This is a genomic window from Flavobacterium sp. GSP27, assembly GCF_003970395.1.
GTDB lineage: Bacteria > Bacteroidota > Bacteroidia > Flavobacteriales > Flavobacteriaceae > Flavobacterium.
This window is the reverse complement of the sequence record NZ_RYDP01000002.1, coordinates 279,745-304,422: the sequence shown is the minus strand read 5'-3', so window position 1 is coordinate 304,422 and position 24,678 is coordinate 279,745. Positions and strand designations below refer to the sequence as shown.

Here is a 24,678-nt window from a genome sequence, read left to right as displayed (position 1 = left end):
AACGTTGCTCAACTTTAAACTAAAAAACTTTAAACCAAAGTAACTAATTTATCCACGCTCCATGCTTCTGGTTTGTCGTTGAATAATTTCTTGGTGAATGTCCAAACATCGTAAAAAAGTTCGGAATTTCGGTAATTTTCTAAATCGGCTTCGGTTTCCCAATAACTATAGGTAAAGAAAATGCTTTTGTTGTTTTTGTCCTGATACAATTCTAAGAAACGATTACCGGGCGCATTTCGTATTTTATCTTTCATTAATTCAAAATTTTCTAAAAAAGCAGGAATATTTTCCTCATGAAAACTCAATTTTACTATTCGTACAAACATTTTGGATTTATGATTTTAGATTAAAGATTTTAGATTTTTAAACTGATTACTGAACACAGCTATCTGAATATTATATTTATTATATCTCTATAATTCAATCCCAATAAGCTATTCGCTGAACCTACTTTAGAAGGATTGCTTCTGAAAATTGCAATTTCAAGAAAACCGGCTTCATTGAAAATGGCTAATTTTTCTCCTTCATACGATTTAATCGGATATTTATCGGAACTGGCAATTGCGGAATAATTGGGCAAAATTGTTTTGATATTTTTAGTTTTCAAAACAATTTCATACGCCCTTCCTTTGGCGACTTCAATAAAATATTTTTTAGTAATATTTGTAATTACATTCCCAAAATGATCAATGTAAATCACATGACCTTTTAATGAATTCCCATCATCCGAAATAGTGGCTTGCAGATTTGTAACTTGCTTAATAGTGTGTATTTCTTTACCAATGACGTTCATCAAACCCCCTTTGGCTAAATGGCAGGCTACTTTTACAAACACATCAAGATCAGCCGCATCACTCGGTAAACGATCATGAATATTGATTGCCACCATTTTTTGCGGAACAATTTTTTGCGAAAGCATGCTTAAAATACCATTATCAGCAGCAATAAAATAATGATCATTCCATTGCATCACAATATGTTGGTTTTCCTTATTGGCTTCTATATCCACACCTATGAGATGAACCGTGCCTTTTGGAAAGCTAGCATATGAGGCACTAATTGCATAACTAGCTTCTAACGTGTTAAATGGATCAATATCATGTGAAATATCAATAATTACAGCTTCGGAATACTCAGACAAAATTTTCCCTTTCAGCGCACCTACAAAGTGGTCTTTCAAGCCATAATCGGTAGTTAGGGTAATTATTGACATAAATTTGTTTATAACTATTGGTGTTTTGTAAACCTAATTTTCATTAAATTTGAGAAACGCAAAGCTAATAATAGTAAATTCAAAAAAGCAAAAAACAAAAGACAAATTCAAATTAATACTACAATTATTCGCATTGATAACAAATTTATTGATTTACTTAATTTAATTTAAAAACAACCTCATTTGAACGAAAGAATAATCGAGCTCATAGACATCGCTCCAACAGACTTTTGGGGCGCTCAAGACACTCATCTTGAAACAATTAAAAAATATTATCCAAAATTAAAGATTGTCGCCCGGGGAACAACCTTAAAAGCTTTTGGTGAAAAAGAAGTTTTAGACGACTTTGAAAAACGTTTTCAACGATTAATGGTGCACTTTTCAAGATACAATAACATTGATAATAATGTAATCGAGCGTGTTATTCGTGGTGATGTTCAGGAAGACAAAAAATTTCAAGGACAGGATAAAATTTTAGTGCATGGTGTAGGTGGTAAAATCATCAAACCTATGACTCCCAATCAGCAATTGTTGGTGGATACCATGGAAAAAAATGATATGGTTTTTGCAGTAGGACCTGCCGGTACAGGAAAAACGTACACCGGAGTTGCTATGGCAGTGAAAGCGCTAAAAGAAAAGCAAGTCAAACGCATTATATTGACAAGACCAGCGGTAGAGGCAGGGGAGAACCTTGGTTTTCTTCCAGGAGATATGAAGGAAAAACTAGATCCATATATGCAACCACTTTACGATGCTTTACGCGATATGTTACCCAACGAAAAACTGGAAGATTATATTTTAAAGGGAATTATCCAGATAGCACCATTGGCATTTATGCGTGGTAGAACATTGGATAATGCTTTTGTGATTTTGGATGAAGCCCAAAACACAACGCATTCTCAAATGAAAATGTTCCTAACCCGTATGGGAAAAAGTGCTAAATTCATGATTACTGGAGACCCAGGTCAGGTCGATTTACCCCGAAGAACCATATCCGGACTCAAAGAAGCCTTATTGGTTTTAAAAGACGTTGAGGGAATCGGAATCATTTATCTGGATGATAAAGACATTGTGAGACACCGATTAGTTAAAAAAGTAATTGATGCCTACAAAATGATTGAGAATAATGATTAAAACAAAAGGAGGCTTTGTGAAAAAGCCTCCTTTTGTAATTTTTTTTATTAATCCTGAAACATAGCACTCCAATTCTTGAATTCTATATCAGAAAGTGTGTACTGATTTAAACTTTCAATAAAAGCTTGATAAGCGGTATTGAACAATGATTTTAGTTTGCAATCGTGTGATTGAAAGATGCAAGGTTTTGAATCGCAGTTGACGATGGGCGTATCGTCTTGTTCTAATAGGTGAATCAAATCGCCTAATCGAATTTCTCTTGCTTTTTCAGAAATCACTATTCCGCCATTTTTTCCTCTTTTGGTGAGAATTAATTGATTTGCCGATAAAAATTGAACCACTTTTATAAGATGGTTTCGCGAGATTTTAAATGTAGTCGCTAAATCATCTAGAGAACTTTGTGGAGTATCTTTTTTTTGATTTAGATACATCAAAACGCGCATACTAAAATCGGTAAAGTGATTCAATTTCATATTAAAATTTACTAATTAAGGCTTAATAATTGAGGGCCAAATTCTTCATACAGAATATTTTCTCTATTTACGCCAAGTGCAACCAAAGATTGATATTGAACTTTTATAAAAATAGCCGGTCCGCAAATATAATATTTTGCATCCTCAATAAGGATTTCTTCTTTTATTTGCTGCAAATCAATTCTTCCTTCGATAGCATTTGTTTCTGATTCGGGCAAAGTTTCATAAAAAACGAAAGAAGTTAACCACTCATTTTCGTTGTTTAATTCCTCGATAGTATCTTTAAACGCGTGAACATTTTCATTGCGACAACTGTGAATCCAAACTGTTTTATTTTTTTGAAGTGAATTTTTATTGGTTTCAACCATACTCATCATAGGAGTAAGTCCAACACCTCCACTAACCAGTACTAAAGGATTTTTTGCGTCTGGATCTGCAAAAAACACCCCCGCTGGTGCACTAGCTTCGATACTGTCACCTTCCTTTTTGTTATGTAAAGCATTGGAAACAATACCATCGGGAGATGTGTTTTGACTAATTTCTTTTTTTACTGAAATTCTATAATATTCATTATTAGAATAAGACGACAGACTATATTGTCTAGGCTGTTTATGACCTAATTCTGGAATATACGTACTCACAGATATATATTGACCCGGATAGAAATCAGCAATTTCTTTGTTGTCTTCCGGTTTAAGGTAAAATGAATTAATTTCGTCGCTTTCTTTTACAATTTTAGAGATTATGAAGTTTCTCCAGCCATTCCATCCTCCTTTTTTATTAATTGTTTTTTGGTACATTTCAGCTTCAATACTAATCATTATCTGAGCCAATTCATTGTAAGCACAGGTCCAGGCTTCAATTAATTCTACTGTTGCGAGATCACCTAAGACTTCTTTTATCGATCCGATTAAATGGTTTCCAACAATATCATATTGCTCTGGTTGAATATTTAAACTTACATGTTTATTTCCAATTGATTTTAACGTATTGATCAAAACAGTAGGATTTTCTATGTTTTCAGCATAAGCAAGTACAGCTCCACTTAAAGCATTTTGTTGTTTTCCACTAGCTTGATTTGCCATATTAAAAATGTTTTTCAACTCTGGATTATTGGATAGCATTCTTTGGTAAAAATAGGTTATCAAATCATTTCCATTTGTTCTTAAAATTGGCACAGTTGCTTTTATTAATTCTTTTTGACTTGCATTCATGGTATTGAAATTTATTTTTTACAAAGATAGCAATCATTTTCTATTTGTTGTATTTAAAATACAACAAATAAATAGCTATATTTATCAAAATATCGTCAAGAAAGGTTAACCTAAACTTTTTATAAATTTTTGCGTTTCTCTTTAAAATTGAATAAATTTGGAAATATTAAAAATGACAGTGAAAACCGAAAGATGCTACAAGAAAAAATAAAAGTCGTAATAAGCGATTTAGACGGAACGTTACTAAACTCAGATCACAAAATATCCCAATACACCAAAACTGTTTTTCAAGAACTCCATAATCAAAATTACCTAATAATTATAGCAACTGGTCGTCATCATCTGGATGCAATGCCTATTGTAGCAGGATTGGATGTTCCTGTTTATTTAGTCACTTCAAATGGAGCACGGATACATTCTCCTGAAAAAGAGCTGATTTTTTCTTATAATATGGAAAGTGAGGCCGTTAAATCCGTCTTGTCTTTAGATATTGATCCTGAAATTACAACCGTATTATTCAGAGAAAATGTTTGGCAAACGAACAAGCACAATGAAAAATTAAATGAGTTTCAACCAGAAGTAAATTATCATCCAGAACTCGTTGATTTTGAAAACTTAGAGGATTTGAGTGCTATAAAAGTATTTTTTACGCACGATCGACATTCAAAATTAATCGAATTAAGAGATCAAATTTTAGAAAATCATACCGGACTTTTTAGCCATGCTTTTAGTCTTCCGCTTTGCCTGGAATTTATGGACAAATCTGTAGATAAAAGTGTTGCGATTGCCAGAATTTTGGAACTGGAAAATTTTGTTTTTCAGCAAGCACTATCTTTTGGTGATGGCTACAATGATGAAAAGATGCTTAATTCTTCCGGTAAAGGTTTAGTGATGGGGAATGCACCTGATAGTTTGAAAAATAAATTGTCTCATTTAGAGGTAATTTTAACTAATGATAATGACGGAGTCGCCAAATATATAGCGCAGGAATTATTGAATAATTAATGTTTTTAACTAACCATATTTTCCCATTTTCAAAAAAAACTAAAACCAAATGAACAAAAAAATAATCTTCGTTATCTGTATCTTATTTTTCATAACAATTCAAAGTCAAACGCTAAAGCTGGAAGAAATCATGAAAGGAAATACTTTCATAGGTGTGCAACCTGAAAATGAAAGATGGTCTTTAGATGGTCAGAAAGTGTATTTTGATTGGAATCCAAACAATGAGTTGGGCACAAGTACTTATTTTTGGAAAAATGGATTAACAAAACCAGAATTAGCTTCTCCAGATGAAGCTGCTTTTTCAAAACTAGATTTTAAAAAAACAACTAATCCAGATTTATATTATTATATCGATAAAGGAAGATTATTTTCGTATGCTGTAAAAAGTAAAATCTCAAAAAAACTGTACCAACAAAGCAGTCCGATTGCTAATTTGCAAATGGGTTCTGTACCAGGAGTGCTTTATTTCAGGCAAAATGAAAATCTTTTTCAGTTCAATACCAATGAAGGTTCTATCATTCAAATCACAAACTTTCGTAAAGGAAAATTAGATGAGAAAGCCACAGATAAAGAATCTTTTTTGAAAAGTCAACAAGCAGAATTATTCCAATTTGTCAGAGATCAGGAAGCACTGAAAAAATGGAATTTGGCAAAATCAAAAACTACAAAATCTGATTTTCCAAAGCCTTATTATTATGGAAAAAACACCTTTGGAAGCTTAAAAGTAGATCCAAAAGGAAACTTCGCCACCTTCAGATTAATAGAAGATTCAGAACGTAAAAGTGAAAAAATGGAACTTTTCATAACTGCTGATGGCTACAACCAAATTGAAGATACTAAGGAGAAAGTTTCTGTAGATAATTTGTTGCCAATTAAATTCGGAGTGTACAACATTGCCAAAGACTCTGTTTATTTGATAAATTTTTCAACATTAAGCCACATTCAGGATGTTCCTAAATATTTTGAGTTGTATGAAAAATCAAAAACGACAGAAAAAAAGAATAAACTAATTGTAGTTCAGGAACCTATTTACAATGAAAATGGCTCTTACGCTATTTCCGAAATAAGAAGTCAGGACAACAAAGACCGATGGATTGTAAGTTTGAATTTAGAGCAAGGAACTTTTCAGGAATTAGACCATCAGCATGACGAATCTTGGATTGGCGGGCCCGGAATTCCTTCTAATTCGTATGGAAGAGGAACACTGGGGTTTTTGGGAGACAATGAAACCATTTATTTCCAATCCGAAGAAACTGGTTATTCGCATTTGTACAGCTATAATTTAAAATCAAAAAAGAAAACTCAACTGACTAAAGGAAATTGGGAAGTGCGCAACGTGAGTTTAGCAAAAGATAAAAAGTCTTTTTATTTGACCACAACGACCACGCATCCCGGAAACAGAAATTTCTATAAATTCGAAGTGGCAAATATGGTTTTACAGCCAATTTTAACTAAAGATGGTGCTCATGAAGTAAGTTTGTCTCCAGACGAAAAAACTTTATTGGTTCGTTACTCGTATAAAAATAAACCTTGGGAATTGTATGTAGCGCCTAATAAAAAGAATACAAACTTAAATCAGATAACGTCTTCCACATCGGAAAGTTTCAAAGGATATTCTTGGCGTGAACCGGAAGTGATTACTTTCAAAGCGCAGGATGGAACTTCTGTACATGCTAGATTGTACAAACCACAAAATGCCAATGCGAATAAAGCAGCTGTCTTGTTTGTTCATGGTGCCGGTTATTTGCAAAACGCGCACAACTATTGGAGTACGTACCACAGAGAATACATGTTTCATAATTTATTGGTCGATTTAGGCTATACTGTTTTAGATATTGATTATAGAGGCAGCGATGGATATGGACGTGATTTTAGAACAGGAATTTACCGTTTTATGGGCGGGAAGGACTTAACAGATCAAATTGACGGAAAGAAATACCTAGTTGAAAATCATGGAATCGATGCGACAAGAGTTGGGATTTATGGCGGTTCTTACGGCGGTTTCATCACGTTGATGGGAATGTTAACTACTCCAAAAGAGTTTGCTTCGGGTGCTGCATTGCGTTCTGTAACTGATTGGGCGCATTACAATCATGGCTACACCGGAAACATTCTTAATTTTCCGGAAACGGATCCAGATGCTTACAAGAAAAGTTCTCCAATCTATTTTGCAGATAATTTACAAGGCGATTTATTAATGCTTCATGGAATGGTAGATGACAATGTTGAATATAAAGATATTGTTCGTTTGTCTCAGCGTTTTATCGAATTAGGAAAGAAAAAATGGAGCTTATCTAGTTTTCCCGTTGAAGCTCATGGTTTTAAAGAAACCTATTCCTGGGTTGATGAATACAGCCGAATCTTAAACTTATTCAACGATACGTTGCTTAAAAAATAATTTTAGAGATAAAAGTGAAATTTATGAGTTCGCTTCTTTGCAAAACTCTATGAAATAGTTTTAAATTTGCAAGAACAAAAACACACACAACTAGTATAATGAGCAACACCATCACAACTACTGATTTTAATTTTCCAAACCAGCAATCTGTTTACCGCGGTAAAGTAAGAGAAGTATATAATATCAATGATGAACTTTTGGTAATGGTAGCTACGGATCGGCTTTCGGCTTTTGATGTAGTTTTGCCAAAAGGAATTCCATATAAAGGTCAGATTCTAAACCAAATTGCTACTAAATTCATGGAGCTGACGCAGGATATTGTTCCTAACTGGTTGATTGCAACTCCTGATCCTAATGTGGCGGTAGGGCATTTATGTGCCCCTTTTAAAGTAGAAATGGTCATTCGGGGCTATCTTTCTGGTCATGCTGCCAGAGAATATGCTCTTGGAAAAAGAGAAATTTGCGGAGTTACAATGCCTGACTATTTGAAAGAAAATGATAAATTCCCGGAACCTATTATTACTCCGACTACCAAAGCGGATAATGGCGAACATGACGCTGATATTTCTCGTGAGGATATTTTATCGAAAGGAATTGTTTCTGAAGAAGATTATGTGGTTTTAGAGAAATTCACAAGAGATCTATTTCAAAGGGGAACTGAAATTGCAGCCAGTCGTGGTTTGATTTTGGTTGACACCAAATATGAATTTGGAAAAACCAAAGAAGGGGTAATTGTCTTGATTGACGAAATTCATACGCCGGATTCTTCTCGTTATTTTTATGCTGAAGGATATCAGGAACGCCAAAACAACGGTGAGGAACAAAAACAATTATCGAAAGAGTTTGTTCGTCGTTGGTTAATCGAAAATGGTTTTCAAGGATTAGAAGGACAACAAATTCCTGATATGACGGACGAATACATTCAAACAGTTTCTGAAAGATATATTGAATTATATGAAAATATCTTAGGAGAGAAATTTGTAAAAGCAGATATCACCAATATAGATCAAAGAATAGAGAAAAATGTTTTGGAATATCTAGCCAATAGATAATTGTTTTTTTAAAAGATAAATGCAAAACCGCAATTCATAATTATGAATTGCGGTTTTTAGCCCCGATAAAAGTGGAAATCCTTTTCCTTTTTACTTTAAAAAGGAAAAGATTACTTCACTATACTTTTATTTTTATTTGAGTTCAGTGAATTTCATTTAAAACGGATAGCGGGATTAGCTCCTAAAACTATTTGAAATAAGAGAATGTTTCTTCGTTTTCTAACTTCAATAAGGTTTCATAAATTAATTTAATTACATTTTCAACATCGTCACGATGCACCATTTCAACCGTGGTGTGCATATATCGCAACGGCAACGATATTAATGCAGAAGCTACGCCGCCATTACTATACGCAAAAGCATCGGTATCAGTACCCGTAACACGAGATGAAGCTAATCTTTGGAACGGAATTTCGTTTGCCATGGCGGTTTCTAAAATTAATTCTCTCAAATTATTCTGAACAGCAGGAGCGTAAGTAACTACAGGACCTTTACCAATTTTTGTATCTCCTTCAATTTTCTTTTCAATCATTGGAGTAGTAGAGTCATGACAAACATCGGTTACGATCGCTACATTCGGTTTGATGGTTTTGGTAATCATTTCGGCACCGCGAAGCCCTACTTCTTCCTGAACTGAATTCGTAATATACAATCCAAAAGGAAGTTTTATTTTGTTTTCGTGTAGCAAACGAGCCACTTCGGCAATCATAAACCCACCCATACGATTATCAATCGCGCGACAAACAAATTTATTTTCGTTCAAAATCATGAATTCATCAGGATAGGTAATCACACAACCTACATGAACGCCCATTTTATCAACCTGTTCTTTGGTTTCACAACCAATGTCAATAAATAGATTGTTAACTTTAGCTACTTCTTCTTTGTCTCTCATTCGTGTATGAATAGCAGGCCAGCCAAAAACACCTTTTACAATTCCTGTTTTAGTATGAATATTGACGCGCTTTGAAGGTGCTATTTGGTGATCGGAACCACCATTTCTGATCACGTAGATTAATCCATCGTCTGTAATGTAATTTACGTACCATGAAATTTCATCTGCATGACCTTCAATTACTACTTTATAAGGTGCATCCGGATTTATAATTCCTACCGCTGTGCCGTAAGTATCTGTTATAAAAGTATCAACGTAAGGTTTTAAATAATCCATCCATAATTTTTGTCCACCACTTTCATAACCGGTAGGCGAGGCATTATTAAGATAGTTTTCTAAAAACTCAAGTGACGACTTGTTTAATATTGATTTTGTGCTCATAAAATTATTTTTTTGCTAAATTATAAATTTGGCATTACAGTTGCGTATATAATGTATAATTTTGGCAATTAAACTTTCCTAATATGAAGCTAATTAAATTTTTGTTGTTTTTTCTATTGATAACTTTGTCTGTTAATGCACAGGTAATGCCGCAGGATACTACAAAAATAGGGAATGAGTTAGAAGATGACGAATTGATTCTTAATGACACCATTCAATTACCAGAAATAATAATATACAAAGGAAAAACAGATCCCGAAGCAAGAAAGCAATTTTTATTACTTCAAAGTCGGGTTTATAAAACGTATCCTTATGCAAAACTAGCTTCGGAGCGATTGACGATTCTTAATAAAGGAATGGCAAACCTTAAAACAAATAAGGAGAAAAAAAAATACTTTAAGATAGTAGAAAGTTATTTGAGTGAGGAGTTCGAAGCTAAACTTAAAAAGCTATCTCGTAAACAAGGTCAAATATTGGTAAAGTTAATTCACCGTCAAACAGGCACTACCACTTATGAGTTAGTAAAAAACCTTAAAAGTGGCTGGAAAGCTTTTTGGTCCAATACTGCAGCAAGCATGTTTGACATTAATCTAAAAACAAAATACGAACCCTACTATGTCAACGAGGATTATTTAATAGAAACTATACTAGTACGAGGATTTGATTCAGGAAGATTACAAAATCAAACTCCGGCACAGCCTATTAATTATGACAGCTTGAACGATGCTTGGGTTAGCAAGGCAATTAAATAATACCATCATTTTGTGTTCCTATTTCTATAAAGATAATGTTGCAGCATAGTTAGCAGTGTAGGAGCTACTTTGATAATTTTTTTTATAAATCAGTAATAATAAATTCACTTCTTCTGTTAAGTTGATGCTCCTCCTCAGTGCACTCTAGATCGTCTACACATTTGTTTACCAGTTGGGTTTCACCATATCCTTTTCCAATTAATCTGCTTGTATGTACTCCATTTTTTATCAGCCAGTTAATAGTAGATTTAGCTCTTCTGTCAGATAACGCTTCATTGTATTTGAACGTTTGTCTGCTATCTGTATGAGAACGAATATCAAGCTTCATCGTTGGGTTTTGATTTAAAACATCTAATATTTTTTCTAAATCAAAAGCTGCCTCTTGCCTGATATTTGATTTATCCAGATCAAAATAAATCATTTTTATATTAAAACATTTACCTAAATCATCCCCTATGGTTACTTTGCACTTTGCATCTTCTAATGCGATTGGTACGTATGTCTTTCCATTTTCATCAGCTATTGTAATCTTTTGTTCTTTTGCAGTATATTCAGGTTTTTGAGCCCTTACGTAATATGTTTTACCACATTCAACAGGAAAAAAATAATTAGCTTTATCATCTGAAAGGGTTGTATTTACAATGTTAAAATGATTGTCAAATAGAGTAATTTTAGTGTTCGGAAGGAATTCTTTTGTAGCAATATCAGTGATCTCACCATATAATAACTGTTGGCAAATAATTTTTTTCAGTTCTGAAAATTTATAAATATCATCATATCCTAAACCACCATCTCTATTGGAAGAAAAAAAACCTTTTCTTGATTTTGTATCAATTAAGTAGGCAAAATCATCTTTTGGAGAATTAATATCTGCCCCCACATTTTGTACCTCACCAAAAGTTCCATTGGGATTTATAGCGGCAACAAAAACATCTAAACCTCCTAAGCCAGGATGGCCGTCTGATGCAAAATATATTTCGTTCTCATCATTTACAAACGGAAATGTTTCTCTACCTTCAGTATTTATCACAGCACCTAAATTCTCTGGAGTGCCAAAGCTTTTGTCATTGTGTATTATTACTTTAAATAAATCAGATTGACCTATAGTTCCGGGCATATCCGAGACAAAATATAATGTTTTCTCATCTGGACTTAGTGTAGGATGAGCCGTACTGTAATTATCATTATTAAAAGGAAGTTCGGTTATATTAGACCATTTGTCATTTTCTAAAGTGGCTTTATATATTTTTATTAAAGTAATTTTATTAGCATCTTTTCCTTTTTTTCCATCAAGATAGTTGTTACGGGTGAAGTACATGGTTTTTCCATCTTTTGTGAAAGCAGGAGTAGACTCGTTAAATTTAGAATTTATATGGGCATCGAACTGGAGAGGGTTTCCCGGATTCCTATTTTCCCCTAAATTGGCAGTATATAAATTGGTAAAATATTGATTTGTCCATTTATGTTTTCTTTGGCCTACACTTCCGGTGTCCCTTGCCGATGCAAATACGATTTCATTTGCATGAAATGCAGTACCGTAATCGGAATATATAGAATTTATTCCAGCATCCTCGATTTTATATCTTCCGGAATTTGCTTTGATTGCGTCAAGATAATTTACATTTTTCATAAAAATCTTGCCGCGGCTATCGTTTCCAGATTTTTGATTGAATAGTTCTAATAGATCATTGGCTTTGTGATTTTGACCAATGGATCTCAAGCACTGTGCATAACGAAAATAATATTCAGGTTCTAAATCGATAGTATTCATTGCAAATAACTCTCCATACCATCTGGCTGCTTTTTCTAACTCTGCATTAAAGTAATAAGAATTTCCTAATTTCTTAAACATATCAGCCGATTTGTATTTTTTTTTGGCTACTTTTTCGTAGGTTTTTATGGCATCAATGTAGGCATAGTTGTCATATTTTTTGTCGGCTACAGTAACTTCCCCTTTTTGTGAGTATCCATGAATAGATAAAGCAGTTATTACAATTGTATAAAGGAGTATATTATTTTTCATACTAATTTTTTTAGAAGAATCTTGGAGTTATAATTTTACCATTATTTTTAAAGATTTCATAGCGCAAGAAAAATTCATGCGAGCCAGAATTATAGTTGTTTAATCGAGTGGTTTCCCTGTCATACCCATATCCTATATACATCCCGTCAGAAATTTGGAAACCAACCATAGCACTAAGTGCAGCACTCCATCTGTAGGCAATACCAACGACAAATTTCTCGTTAAACATAAAGTTTCCTGAAATATCGACTTGAAGAGGAGCACCTTCAATAAATTTTGACAGAACCGCGGGTTTAAATTTTATGGTTCTATTTAAATCAAATATATATCCTGCAATTAAATAATAATTTATTTTTTCTTTGAATATGGCAACTTCATTATTATCATAGCGGTCTGATTCAATAAAGTTAGGAATAGAAAAACCTACATACGCTTTATCCGAATGTAAATAAACACCTGTACCAATATTTGGAGAAAACTTATTATCAATATTTTGTATACTTTGGTCTACAGGATAAGCATCTACAGGATTTAATTTAGATATATCCAAATTGAATAAATTTGCGGTACCTTTTATGCCAAAAGAAAGTTTAAATGTTTCTGAGGTTTGTATGGTATATGAAAAATCGGCAGAAATAGTATTTTCATTGGTGGGACCAATTTTATCATTGATAAAAGAAATTCCTAAACCTAGATTGTTATTATTTAGCGGTGTATTAATCGAAGCTACATTTGTTACAGGAGCACCATCTAAACCCACCCACTGCGTGCGGTGCATAGCAAAAATACTTAATGCTCCTCTAGATCCTGCATAGGCCGGATTGATATTGATTGTGTTGTACATATATTGTGTAAATTGAGCATCTTGTTGTGCATAACTTGTAAATGCTGTAAACATCAATAGGATTAAAAATATTTTTGTTTTCATAGTTGCTTTTTTATTTTGTTTGAACTAATTATTTAAAAAAGGTTCAAAAGGGTATTTAGGATAATGTCAATTCTATTTTTGTTAAAGAATAGTGCTAATTCATTTTTAAAACCGAAAGACAAAAAAGAATCCTCCGATTTTTAAATTAATTCAAGATTATTTACTAAGGTATAAATACCCGTCTAATTTTTTGATTTCCACTTTGCCATTCCCATTAATAGCACTGTAATTTAAGATGTAAAAATAAGTACCGGTAGGTAATCCAGAAGATTGACTAATAGTTGTTCTTCCACGAGATATACCTTCAAAATTATTAGTTTGATTATTATAGTTTTTTGTTTCAAAAACTAATACACCCCAACGGTTATATATTTCTACCGTATTCTCTGGGTAGCAAGTTGTACTTTCAATATTATCGATTACAAATACTTCGTTTATTCCATCTCCGTTTGGCGAAAAAGCATTATGGACTTTTATGTTTCCACATCCTAAAACGATACAATCATCGTTAATATTCACTGTTAACTGGATGCTTTTTGGACACGTTTCGTCATTAATTCGATATTCAAAAACTTTGTTTCCTAAAGTCAAACCAAAAGGCGATAAGATATTTCCTTGCAATGCGCCAGTATTATCAACATCTGTCCAAGTTCCGTTTATTGGAGTTCCCTCGGGTAACAAATTAAAGATATTGATTGTTGAAGAGTCACCATTACACGCAGAGCTTACAATTGGTGTGGAGTTATTTGATGCTGTTACATTCACAATTTGAGTAAATTTAGAAACATTCCCGCAAGAATCAGAAACAGACCACTCTCTGACAATTGAGTAGGAGTTAAGAGAGCTGTTAGTAATTTTTTCAGTAAATAGTGCGGGGGAAACAGTTGAACAATTATCTGTAAATATAAGTTCCGGTTTCAAAGGAATAGCATCACAATTTACATTAATATTAGATGCAAACTCAGTTGTTGTGGTTGGGCCGTTAGTATCTTGTACACTGATCCTTTGAGAAGCAGTAGTTGCATTTCCTGCTAAATCAGTAGCGGTCCATGTTCTTGTTATCGTATAAGAACCAATACAACTTCCTTGAACCGTTGCGTCAACAAATGTTAGTGTAACAGAACTACAGGTATCAGTAGCTGTTGCTTGTGCAAAATCAGGAGTAGTACTACATGGTATCGTTGATGGCACTGGTAATGATGCAAAGACAGGCGCAGTACTATCTTTAATGATTATTGTTATTACAGCAGTATCACAGTTTTCAGTGTTTGATTTTTCGCATATTTGATACGTTAAAACGTACGTTCCAGGAATTGTTCCGTTTAATATATTGATGTTTCCAAGGTTATCCAATTGAATGTTTGAATTTAGTCCAGAAACTAAAGAGATGTTTACCGCTGAAGCCACTACCGGGTTTCCGTTTATTGAATCATTTATTAAAACACTTCCTAACAATCCTACTGAAGTACAATTTTCGATTGAAAAAACATCATCATTAGCGACGATAGCAGGAGCGGTAACGCTAACGGTAACGGTAGCTGTATCACAATTGGTTGGATTTAGTATTTCACAGATTTGGTAAACCAAAGTGTAAGAACCGGCAGGCGTACCCGCAGCCACTACCACATCAGTACCGGATAAAGTCACACCAGCATTCGAAGATGAAACCGTAGTCAAGACCACTTGCGAAGCCAAAACAGGGACCCCGTTCAAAGTATCGTTAACCAATACATTAGTGAAAGCTGTTCCGCCGTTGGCACCGTTTACAGGAGTTCCGGCATCATTATTAGCGACGATAGCAGGCGCAGTAACGGTAACAGTAACGGTAGCAGTATCACAATTGGTTGGATTTATAATTTCACAGATTTGGTACACCAATGTATAGTTACCAGCAGGCGTACCCGGAGCCACAATCACATCAGTACCAGAAAGCGTTATTCCAGCATTCGAAGCCGAAACGGTTGTTAAGACAACTTGCGAAGCCAAAACAGCGACTCCATTTAAGGTATCATTTATTAAAACATTGGAGAAAGCTGTTCCTCCGTTGGCACCATTTACAGACGTTCCAGCATCATCATTAGCGACAATAGCAGGCGCAGTAACGGTAACGCTAACGGTGGCAGTATCACAATTGTTTGGATTTATAATTTCACAGATTTGGTATACCAAAGTGTAACTTCCCGCAGGCGTACCGGCAGCCACAAGCACATCAGTACCAGAAAGCGTTATTCCAGCATTCGAAGCCGACACAAAAGTCGTATTCACTTGCGAAGCCAAAACAGCGACTCCATTTAAGGTATCATTTATTAAAACATTGGAGAAAGCTGTTCCTCCGTTGGCACCATTTACAGCAGTTCCGGCATCATCATTAGCGACAATAGCAGGCGCAGTAACGGTAACAGTAACCGTGGCAGTATCACAATTGTTTGGATTTATAATTTCACAGATTTGGTATACCAAAGTGTAACTTCCCGCAGGCGTACCCGGAGCCACAATCACATTAGTACCAGAAAGTGTTATTCCAGCATTCGAAGCCGAAACGGTTGTTAAGACTACTTGCGAAGCCAAAACAGCGACTCCATTTAAGGTATCATTTATTAAAACATTGGAGAAAGCTGTTCCTCCGTTGGCTCCATTTACAGGCGTTCCAGCATCATCATTAGCGACAATAGCAGGCGCAGTAACGGTAACGCTAACGGTGGCAGTATCACAATTGTTTGGATTTATAATTTCACAGATTTGGTATACCAAAGTGTAACTTCCCGCAGGTGTACCCGGAACCACAATCACATTAGTACCAGAAAGCGTTATTCCAGCATTCGAAGCCGAAACAGTTGTTAAGACTACTTGCGAAGCCAAAACAGCGACTCCATTTAAGGTATCATTTATTAAAACATTGGAGAAAGCTGTTCCACCGTTGGTACCATTTACAGCAGTTCCTGCATCATCATTAGCGACAATAGCAGGCGCAGTAACGGTAACGCTAACGGTGGCAGTATCACAATTGTTTGGATTTATAATTTCACAGATTTGGTATACCAAAGTGTAACTTCCCGCAGGTGTACCTGGAGCCACAATCACATTAGTACCAGAAAGCGTTATTCCAGCATTCGAAGCCGAAACGGTTGTTAAGACAACTTGCGAAGCCAAAACAGCGACTCCATTTAAGGTATCATTTATTAAAACATTGGAGAAAGCTGTTCCACCGTTGGTACCATTTACAGCAGTTCCTGCATCATCATTAGCGACAATAGCAGGCGCAGTAACGGTAACGCTAACGGTGGCAGTATCACAATTGTTTGGATTTATAATTTCACAGATTTGGTATACCAAAGTGTAACTTCCCGCAGGCGTACCCGGAGCCACAATCACATCAGTACCAGAAAGCGTTATTCCAGCATTCGAAGATGAAACCGTAGTCAAGACAACTTGCGAAGCCAAAACAGCGACTCCATTTAAGGTATCATTTATTAAAACATTGGAGAAAGCTGTTCCTCCGTTGGCACCATTTACAGACGTTCCAGCATCATCATTAGCGACAATAGCAGCGCATTGCAAAGTTCCGCCACTAGTACTTGCTGTGTTGATAAATGCTCCGTATACATTAATATCATTTATTACACTCGCAAGTGACCCTACACTAATTCTGATTTCGTCAAAAGATTGAGTACTCTGAAAACCCACATTATAGATTCCAGGACCAGAGTCATACGGAGGTATCGTCAAAGATAGATTTAACAATAGTGATGCACTTTTAGACTCTTTAAATACACCGTCTAAATAAGTAGAAATAGTTAACGAATTGAACAAATCTAACTGGATCAAACTATTCAAATCTTTTATTGTAAATCCTGCATAACTACCCGCAGGATAAGTAGACAACTGATCTAAAACAGCTATAGAAGCTGGAGCAATTACTCCTGCGGTAACTAAAACCGAAGCAAAATCAGTAGTGTTTGCTGTTAATACATTATTTGTATTGTTAACTGCGCAGGCCACACAAGCCAATCCATCAACACCGGTTTTTCCACTATCAATGATTACAGGAAAAATTGGATTAGTCAATGCGTATGTTTTATTGCATTCTAAGATTACCGGACACAATTTTTGGAAAATAGCACTGTAAACATTCACAACTCCCAGACTCACTGTTGCTGTATTAGTAATAGTAATACGAGCTTCATCAAAAGATTTAGTTGTAACAAAACCAATTGTCTGTAAACTACTTCCCACCAAAAGATTGGTTCCTACCGTAACTAAAGCAGCATTTCCAACTTTAGTTTCCTGAAGAACTCCATTAAGATACGTTCTTATAGTGACTGCGTCGAGTGCATTTACATTCAACAATGAAGGATTCTCTATTGTAAAACCTACAAAAGAACCTATAGGATAATCTTTTACAGGATCTTTTACAGAAATACTACCGCTGTTTCCAACACTTATCGTTAAATTTATTTGAGCAAAATTTGAAGTATTCTGATCTATCAAATTGTCTGCATTGTTTATTGAACAAAGTGCACAAACTAAACCATCAATACCTGTATTTATACCATTAATATAAACTGGATAAGTAGGAGCTAACATCGCTGTTTGTGTATTACAAACCAAATCAGGCCCAGTACAGAAATTTTCAAAAACAGCACTATAAACTCTTATTGAACCTAAATTCAGAGACAATGTCTGGTTAATGGAAAGCTGAACTTCATCAAATGATTTTGTTGAAACAAAACCCACTTTATACCGACCAGGATTGTTTAATAAAGAGCCTTTGACTACCAAATTATTACCCAAAAAAGATTCTTGCTGAACTCCATTAAGGTATGTAATTATTGAAATATTCCCTAAGGCTGAAACATTCAGTAAATTAGAGTTTTCTATTTCAAAGCCAGCATAAGTACCCGCGGGATAATCCGTTAGTTGATCTTTTACAGCAATACTTCCCGAAGCAGCGACACCAGCTGTTAAAGTTATTGTAGCATAATCATTTGTATTAGCGCTAATGACATTCGAAGCATCGTAAATAGTACCTAAACTTATGCCTGAAATGCCAGTATGTGACGGTTCTAAACTTACTGGATAAGCTGGAAGATTCATTGCCGATGCGGTATTACAACTTAAAGCCGGACCTGTACAATAGTTTTGGATTACCGGGTAATAAACATCAATAGTATTTAACAAACTAGCCAAACCTTCTACAGAAATTTCAATCGCATCAAAATCTTGAGTTGTATTAAAACCTACTACATAATTATTTCCTGAACTGTTAAGTAATCCTACACCCAAAAGAGAAGAACCCGAAGCTGTTTCTTTTAATGTACCGTTCAGATATGTTCTAATTGTAATTGAGCCCAGTAAATTTAAGTTCAATAAATTACCAGTATCAATCCTGTACCCTACATAAGTACCAGCAGAATAATCCGTATCTGTGTCTGTCACTCTATAATTTGCTGAACCTGCTGCACCAATAGTTACAAATGCAGTTGCAAAATTATTCAAGTCTGTATCTATTAACCTAGAAGCATTAGGAACCGCACAAAGCACACACACACCGTTGATACTTGCTGTTGCTAATAGGTTACCGTAAGTGCTATCAATAAAAGGAAGTGGAGTATCTGAATTACATTGAGCTGAGACAATATTTGTTGTTATAGTCTGGCTTACTGAATCACTGCGATTCCCACAGTTGTCGGATGCATCCCAAGTTCTGGTTGTACTGTATAATCCAGGTCGACTGCCAGGTGTTTGAGTGGTAGAAAGTATATTAACTGTGGTTATTCCACAAGTATCAGTTGCAGTTGGCGGACTAAAAACAGGTGTTGTCGGAGAATTAATTGTAATATTTTGACCGGCAGCACTTATTATTGGGGCTACTAAATCTTTTATTGTATATGTATAAGACCAGTTGCGGGTATATGGAGTTTCACTTGGATTACATGTTGTATAATCTACATAAGACCACGTGTAAGTTTTTGTAGTATTACAAATTGAAGATGAATTAGGCTCTTTAATAGTTAGACCTGTAAATATGATATCATTACCGCAATTGTTTTTAAAAGTAGGAGTTGAAGGTAGAATAGCTTCTGCTGCACAACTTACTATTGAACCACCATTCATAAAAGCGGAAACAAAATTAGATCTGCCACAGGCATCTGTAACTTTTAGTTGGAGTGCTACGTTCCCAATTACAGAAGGAGCGATGTAGGTTGTTGGGTTTGTTGAAGTGCTTGAAAAAGTCCCACCACCAATAGCGGACCATTCATAGGTAACCGCCCCCTTATTTCCAGTCACAGTTGCTATTAATGGATACGTTTGACTAGGAGTTAATGCAGTTGGAAAAGAGCTGTTAAGGTTTACATTAATTTGTTGTTTAATTCCAGCCAATAGTACAAAGTTAAAAAATGATCTTTGAGCCGCAATCATAGATTCAGTAGTTCCACTGTTATATTCATGAGCCGCTTGATACATTACCATACCCTTGGTAGCATCACCATAAGTTGGTCCATAAGCTAGAAGAGCAGCCGGATTTTCAGGGAAAGTGTAATTTCTACCAGAGTCCGTATAATTGTTTTGATAAATGGCTACTTTAGTAGTACTTCTCCATAAAGATTCTGCTTTTGGAAGATAGATTCGTTCTGATCCATTTTGTAGTGAAGCATCCATTTTCCCAATAAACTGCATCACCGGATCAGCATTAGCGGATGGATTATAAGTTCCAACAACGATTGGCTTATTGTGATTTCCCCATGGCTCTAGACCTTTTTCCGTAAGAAAATTAAATGGAGTTGTATTCCCCGCACTCACTATGTCTAATGCGCTTACTGCATGACAGCCTACCCAAAGATAGCCGCCATTATGCATATAATTTCTTAGTGCGATAACATACGCCGAAGACCAATTCTGTGGATCAGCATGTGGCAGTACGTAAATATCACCACAATTTGTAAGTTGAGTTGGGTTACTTTGTGTTACATAAGAACTTGATGGAATTCCGGCATTAAGATAATATGGAGTTATTAGGCTACCATTTTCGGTATCTAGTAGTGCCCTTGGCCAGCTGGTAAGTTTATTAAATATGGGTGCAGTGAAGGGTGCTGCAATCGGGCCATCAATAACAACCCCATTTGATCTCCAAGTGGCAATAAGGGTTCCTAAAATAGCGGCATCCTCAGCAGCAATTATAAAAGTTCCCCCTTTATAGGCTTTAGATCCAATTGAAAAATCAGCACCATCTTTAACTTTTGAGGAGTTTATTGACCAGTATACTGGTACATTTTTATCGCGAATCAAAGTGTAAACTAAGCCATAAGGCTTTAAACCTTTGGCAACTGTAGTGTTTTGCCCCATATCAATAATATAAGAGCCTGCATCGAATGTTTTGTTGGGATTAGTTTGAGAATGTATAGGACTTTCAGACATAAAGAAAGCCAATAAAAAAAGAGTAATTTTAGTTTTCATACAATCAAATTTTAATTAATTGAGGAGTATTATTTTGAATTTTAAAAATCAAATTCAAGTCTTAAAGCATAATAATGTTGAAAAACAAAATGATATTAGTAGCCGGCTTGGTCTTCAAAAACAATGTTTTCAAATTTCCAGGAAGCAATTCCACTATCTTTAGACTCTAAACAATTCCAACAAACTATTTGTGCTGTTTTGTCATCTAGAGGTATCATAATGTTAGCCGTAAAAAGATCCCCATTTTTGAAAGTAATGACATAAGTAAGTTTTACATCTTTTTCATTTTCATTCTTAATTTCAAAATATCCAGAATCGCCATTTTCATTTTCACAAGTTCTAAGAAATAGTAAGGATTCCGTTTTGCTTTGACCAAAAGAAATCCAATCTGAACATTTGTTCGAGCTTAAATTTGATGAAATGAACACGATAGTAATTGTATAAAGTAAAATTATTTTCATTTTTTGTTTTTTAAATTCCTAATTTTTGTTTTATCCTTCAGAACTTTTAAATAACATACATTCTGTTTTTGAATGATGTTTTGCTGGCAATTATTTGTATTGTATTTAAATGAAATTTTTCTAGTCCTTTGTTCTGTTAATACACTGAATAGTATTTACAAAGTCAGTCTGACTATTCATTAATGAAGATGAATGATATATTTAGAGTGAAGGACTTTTCAAAAAAATTTGATAAATCTGAGAAGATATTTTTTGGGGTAAAGTATTTTTTTTCATGTAGGTATGAGTGATTATATTCAGGTTTTTTTAAACAGGGCAATGTTTAAAAGAGCTAAATTATAGGTAATACAGCAGGTTTGTTTCTTTTTTCTATAAACTACTTAAAAAGTCGATGAAAGGTAAAATTTTAAAAAAAAAAGATAAAAAACGGAAAAGAAAGTTAATTTTTTATAATATAGGGATATAATTATTTGCCATAAAAAGAGGTTTTGTAATTTTTGTTTATAATTTAACCATCTATTTACTAATAGACTGATTTAAGGTGACTTATTTTTTAGACTGTTTACTAAAAACATTTTCACCAACTAAAAAGCACCTTGTAATGATTCTTTTTGATACTAATAACATAGTTTTTAATAAAAAAAAATAAATAATAAACTTAGTTTTTGTAAATTGTATCTGATTATTTAATTTCTTATGTTTAGAGACCCCAAAATTATTTTACATTATGAAAAATTTAATTATAGTACGTCATGCAAAATCAAGTTGGGAGGTATCGTTACACGATAAGGATCGTGCTTTAACAAAGAGAGGCATACAAGATGCGCATCTTGTTTCTTCGGATATTAGTCATTTTATACCCAAAACATATCTAATCTGGACGAGTACAGCCAAAAGAGCAACAGACACTGCGTTAATTTTTGCTCAAAATTTAGCATATCCTATTGACTGTATCATTTACAAAGACGACCTTTATACCTTTGATGAAAAAAAGCTTGAGAAAGCTATTAAATCCTGCAGTAACAGTTTTGAAAATATTATTCTTTTTGGACATAACGGGGCAGTTACAAATTTCGTGAATAAATTTGGGGATGTTTTCGTTGAAAACATTCCTACAACCGGATTTGTATCCTTAGAATTTGATACTGAAAATTGGAAAAAAATAAAAAAAGGTAAAATAAAAAAAATTATATTCCCCAAAGATTTAAGATGAATAAAGTAGTAGCACATAAATATATTGATAGAGAAAAAAGTTGGTTGGCATTCAATGCCAGAGTGCTTCAGGAAGCTGGAGATAATTCAGTTCCGTTACTAGACAGATTGCGGTTTTTAGGTATTTTTTCCAATAATTTAGATGAGTTTTTTAGAGTTCGTTTTGCCGCCATCAGACGATTAAGTTTAACAGGGATAACCGGAGAAAAATATCTTGGGGGTATTTCAGCACAACAATTAGTCAAAGATATCACTGAAATTGTTATCCAGCAGCAATCCGAAAGTTTGCGAATTTTGAGTGTAATTGAATCGGAACTCGAGAAAAAAAATATATTTATCATTACGGAAAATGATATCTCCACACAACAAGAAATTTTTTTGAAGGACTTTTTTATCCAAAAATTAAGTCCTGAATTAGTCACTATTATATTAAATGATTTAGCAGAATTTCCATTGCTAAAAGATACATCCGGATACCTGGCAGTGAAGTTGGTAATGAATCACACCTCAGAGATTCGCTATGCCGTTATCGAAATTCCTAAAACAATTAACCGTTTTGTGGTTTTGCCCTCTGATAATGAAAAACAATATGTAATTCTTATTGATGACGTGATTAGACATAATTTAAGCAGCATCTTTAATATTTTTGATTATAAAAGTGTTTCGGCACACATGATCAAAATTACCAGAGATGCGCAATTGGATATCGATAGTGACTTAAGTAAAAGCATGATCGAAAAGATATCCTTGAGTGTAAAAGACCGAAGAATTGGAGAACCAGTTCGCTTTATTTACGACCAATTGATTGAAAAAGATACCTTACAGTTTTTTCTTGATGAAATGAAAATTGAATCAACAGATAGTATTATTCCAGGAGGGAGATATCATAACAGAAGGGATTATATGAATTTTCCTAATCTTGGGCGATTTGATTTATTGTACAAAACGAATGATCCTTTACCCATTCCTGGGCTAAGTCTCGAAGGAAGTATCTTAGAAAAAATTAGCCAAAGAGATTATTTATTAAATGCTCCTTATCAGTCTTTCTCCTATCTCACACGATTTTTGCGTGAAGCAGCATTAGACCCAAAAGTGACTTCCATTAAAATCACATTGTATCGTTTAGCTAAAAATTCTCAAATTATTAGCTCTTTGATTAATGCTGCTAAAAATGGAAAAAAAGTAACGGTTCAAATCGAATTACAAGCTCGTTTCGATGAAGCTTCAAATATTTCCTATGCTGAACAAATGCAATTAGAAGGTATTGAACTTATTTTTGGAATAAAAGGGCTAAAAGTCCACAGTAAAATATGTGTCATCGAAAGAAATGAAAATGATAAGATAAAACGATATGGTTTTATTTCAACAGGAAATTTCAACGAATCTACCGCCAAAGTCTATACTGATGTGACTCTTTTTACGAGTCACCAACAAATTTTGAAAGATATCATGAAGATCTTTGAGTTTTTTGACATTAACTACAGGGTGAATCGTTACAAACATCTGATTGTTTCGCCTCACTATACAAGAACTCGATTTGTAAAATTAATAGACCGTGAAATTACACATGCATTAGCCGGAAGGAAAACACATATGAAACTAAAAATGAATAGTTTGTCTGATTTTGCAATGATAGATAAGTTATATGAAGCCAGCAGGGCAGGAGTGAAAATTCAACTTGAAGTGAGAGGAATTTGTTCCTTAATACCCGGTATTGCTGGAATGAGCAATAACATAGAGGCCATAAGCATTGTGGATAATTATTTAGAACATTCCAGAGTTTATATTTTTGGAAATGCCGGACAAACCGAAGTTTATATTTCATCCGCAGATTTCATGACTAGAAACTTAGATGACCGTGTCGAAGTAACCTGTCCTATTTATGATCAGGAAATAAAAAATGAATTAATCGATAATTTTGATATCGGATGGAAAGGCAACGTAAAAGCTCGTTTTCATTCCTATAAATTAGATAATAAATACAGAGGACGAAATCATAATCCTGTTTTTAGGGCACAACTAGAGACCTATAAATATTACCAAAATAAGTTAGAACTAGCATCCAAAAAGTAAGTAGTATCA

Annotated in this window: 16 protein-coding genes; 7 read left to right on the top strand and 9 right to left on the bottom strand. The window is 34.3% G+C overall.

The features are described from left to right. Window positions 1-29: 29 nt before the first annotated feature. The gene (locus tag EKM05_RS03310) at window positions 30-326 is read right to left on the bottom strand and encodes a putative quinol monooxygenase (protein ID WP_126459184.1); all 297 of its coding nucleotides are present in this window, start codon (window positions 324-326) and stop codon (window positions 30-32) included. Between the two features lie 59 nt (window positions 327-385). Further along, window positions 386-1,213, bottom strand: coding sequence for an S-adenosyl-l-methionine hydroxide adenosyltransferase family protein (locus tag EKM05_RS03305; protein ID WP_126459188.1), 828 nt, complete (start codon window positions 1,211-1,213; stop codon window positions 386-388). 183 nt (window positions 1,214-1,396) lie between these two features. On the opposite strand from EKM05_RS03305, the gene EKM05_RS03300 reads away from it, so the two are divergent. Next, window positions 1,397-2,347, top strand: coding sequence for a PhoH family protein (locus tag EKM05_RS03300; protein ID WP_126451687.1), 951 nt, complete (start codon window positions 1,397-1,399; stop codon window positions 2,345-2,347). Between the two features lie 47 nt (window positions 2,348-2,394). Here the strand turns inward: EKM05_RS03300 and EKM05_RS03295 are convergent, their stop codons facing one another. Together EKM05_RS03295 and hmpA are read right to left on the bottom strand one after the other, a co-directional pair. Then, the gene (locus tag EKM05_RS03295; protein WP_126459191.1) at window positions 2,395-2,820 is read right to left on the bottom strand and encodes an Rrf2 family transcriptional regulator; all 426 of its coding nucleotides are present in this window, start codon (window positions 2,818-2,820) and stop codon (window positions 2,395-2,397) included. Between the two features lie 11 nt (window positions 2,821-2,831). Next, the gene (gene hmpA, locus EKM05_RS03290; RefSeq protein WP_126553458.1) at window positions 2,832-4,034 is read right to left on the bottom strand and encodes an NO-inducible flavohemoprotein; all 1,203 of its coding nucleotides are present in this window, start codon (window positions 4,032-4,034) and stop codon (window positions 2,832-2,834) included. A 147-nt stretch (window positions 4,035-4,181) separates the two neighbouring features. Between hmpA and EKM05_RS03285 the strand changes: the two genes are divergently transcribed. The 3 genes from EKM05_RS03285 to EKM05_RS03275 all read left to right on the top strand — a co-directional run bounded on the left by EKM05_RS03285 (window position 4,182) and on the right by EKM05_RS03275 (window position 8,489). Next, entirely contained in the window at window positions 4,182-5,039 is an 858-nt protein-coding gene (locus tag EKM05_RS03285; protein WP_370275723.1) for a Cof-type HAD-IIB family hydrolase, read from the top strand. A 49-nt stretch (window positions 5,040-5,088) separates the two neighbouring features. Continuing rightward, the gene (locus EKM05_RS03280; protein ID WP_126553456.1) at window positions 5,089-7,437 is read left to right on the top strand and encodes a prolyl oligopeptidase family serine peptidase; all 2,349 of its coding nucleotides are present in this window, start codon (window positions 5,089-5,091) and stop codon (window positions 7,435-7,437) included. 98 nt (window positions 7,438-7,535) lie between these two features. Further along, a complete protein-coding gene (locus EKM05_RS03275) occupies window positions 7,536-8,489 on the top strand; it encodes a phosphoribosylaminoimidazolesuccinocarboxamide synthase (RefSeq protein WP_126553454.1) in 954 nt (317 codons plus the stop codon). Window positions 8,490-8,676: 187 nt separating this feature from the next. Here the strand turns inward: EKM05_RS03275 and EKM05_RS03270 are convergent, their stop codons facing one another. Then, entirely contained in the window at window positions 8,677-9,765 is a 1,089-nt protein-coding gene (locus tag EKM05_RS03270) for a M42 family metallopeptidase (protein WP_126459203.1), read from the bottom strand. Window positions 9,766-9,848: 83 nt separating this feature from the next. On the opposite strand from EKM05_RS03270, the gene EKM05_RS03265 reads away from it, so the two are divergent. Then, complete coding sequence (locus EKM05_RS03265) at window positions 9,849-10,517, top strand: DUF4294 domain-containing protein (RefSeq protein ID WP_126553452.1); 669 nt, start codon at window positions 9,849-9,851, stop codon at window positions 10,515-10,517. A gap of 82 nt (window positions 10,518-10,599) precedes the next feature. On the opposite strand, the gene EKM05_RS03260 is transcribed toward EKM05_RS03265, so the two are convergent. From EKM05_RS03260 to EKM05_RS03245, 4 genes are all read right to left on the bottom strand, one after another. Beyond that, window positions 10,600-12,540, bottom strand: a complete 1,941-nt coding sequence (locus EKM05_RS03260) for an OmpA family protein (RefSeq protein WP_126553450.1) — start codon at window positions 12,538-12,540, stop codon at window positions 10,600-10,602. Between the two features lie 10 nt (window positions 12,541-12,550). Further along, window positions 12,551-13,468: a type IX secretion system membrane protein PorP/SprF gene (locus tag EKM05_RS03255; protein ID WP_126553448.1), complete on the bottom strand. Its 918-nt coding sequence runs from the start codon at window positions 13,466-13,468 to the stop codon at window positions 12,551-12,553. Window positions 13,469-13,624: 156 nt separating this feature from the next. After that, window positions 13,625-20,923: a gliding motility-associated C-terminal domain-containing protein gene (locus tag EKM05_RS03250; protein WP_126553446.1), complete on the bottom strand. Its 7,299-nt coding sequence runs from the start codon at window positions 20,921-20,923 to the stop codon at window positions 13,625-13,627. Between the two features lie 95 nt (window positions 20,924-21,018). Then, window positions 21,019-21,384, bottom strand: a complete 366-nt coding sequence (locus EKM05_RS03245; RefSeq protein ID WP_126459218.1) for a hypothetical protein — start codon at window positions 21,382-21,384, stop codon at window positions 21,019-21,021. Window positions 21,385-22,111: 727 nt separating this feature from the next. Here EKM05_RS03245 and EKM05_RS03240 point away from each other — a divergent pair. Together EKM05_RS03240 and ppk1 are read left to right on the top strand one after the other, a co-directional pair. Then, entirely contained in the window at window positions 22,112-22,597 is a 486-nt protein-coding gene (locus EKM05_RS03240) for a histidine phosphatase family protein (RefSeq protein WP_126459221.1), read from the top strand. Further along, on the top strand, window positions 22,594-24,669 hold the full coding sequence (ppk1, locus tag EKM05_RS03235; protein WP_126459224.1) for a polyphosphate kinase 1: 2,076 nt from the start codon (window positions 22,594-22,596) through the stop codon (window positions 24,667-24,669). The genes EKM05_RS03240 and ppk1 overlap by 4 nt, the downstream gene beginning before the upstream one ends. The last annotated feature ends 9 nt before the right edge of the window (window positions 24,670-24,678 follow it).

What these genes read in the sequence shown, in the direction of transcription:
- EKM05_RS03295 (WP_126459191.1), bottom strand. Translation starts at nt 2,820, where the DNA reads ATGAAATTGAATCACTTTACCGATTTTAGTATGCGCGTTTTGATGTAT.
- EKM05_RS03260 (WP_126553450.1), bottom strand. Translation starts at nt 12,540, where the DNA reads ATGAAAAATAATATACTCCTTTATACAATTGTAATAACTGCTTTATCT.
- EKM05_RS03270 (WP_126459203.1), bottom strand. Translation starts at nt 9,765, where the DNA reads ATGAGCACAAAATCAATATTAAACAAGTCGTCACTTGAGTTTTTAGAA.
- EKM05_RS03250 (WP_126553446.1), bottom strand. Translation starts at nt 20,923, where the DNA reads ATGAAAACTAAAATTACTCTTTTTTTATTGGCTTTCTTTATGTCTGAA.
- EKM05_RS03275 (WP_126553454.1), top strand. Translation starts at nt 7,536, where the DNA reads ATGAGCAACACCATCACAACTACTGATTTTAATTTTCCAAACCAGCAA.
- ppk1 (WP_126459224.1), top strand. Translation starts at nt 22,594, where the DNA reads ATGAATAAAGTAGTAGCACATAAATATATTGATAGAGAAAAAAGTTGG.
- EKM05_RS03305 (WP_126459188.1), bottom strand. Translation starts at nt 1,213, where the DNA reads ATGTCAATAATTACCCTAACTACCGATTATGGCTTGAAAGACCACTTT.
- hmpA (WP_126553458.1), bottom strand. Translation starts at nt 4,034, where the DNA reads ATGAATGCAAGTCAAAAAGAATTAATAAAAGCAACTGTGCCAATTTTA.
- EKM05_RS03280 (WP_126553456.1), top strand. Translation starts at nt 5,089, where the DNA reads ATGAACAAAAAAATAATCTTCGTTATCTGTATCTTATTTTTCATAACA.
- EKM05_RS03245 (WP_126459218.1), bottom strand. Translation starts at nt 21,384, where the DNA reads ATGAAAATAATTTTACTTTATACAATTACTATCGTGTTCATTTCATCA.
- EKM05_RS03265 (WP_126553452.1), top strand. Translation starts at nt 9,849, where the DNA reads ATGAAGCTAATTAAATTTTTGTTGTTTTTTCTATTGATAACTTTGTCT.
- EKM05_RS03255 (WP_126553448.1), bottom strand. Translation starts at nt 13,468, where the DNA reads ATGAAAACAAAAATATTTTTAATCCTATTGATGTTTACAGCATTTACA.
- EKM05_RS03240 (WP_126459221.1), top strand. Translation starts at nt 22,112, where the DNA reads ATGAAAAATTTAATTATAGTACGTCATGCAAAATCAAGTTGGGAGGTA.
- EKM05_RS03310 (WP_126459184.1), bottom strand. Translation starts at nt 326, where the DNA reads ATGTTTGTACGAATAGTAAAATTGAGTTTTCATGAGGAAAATATTCCT.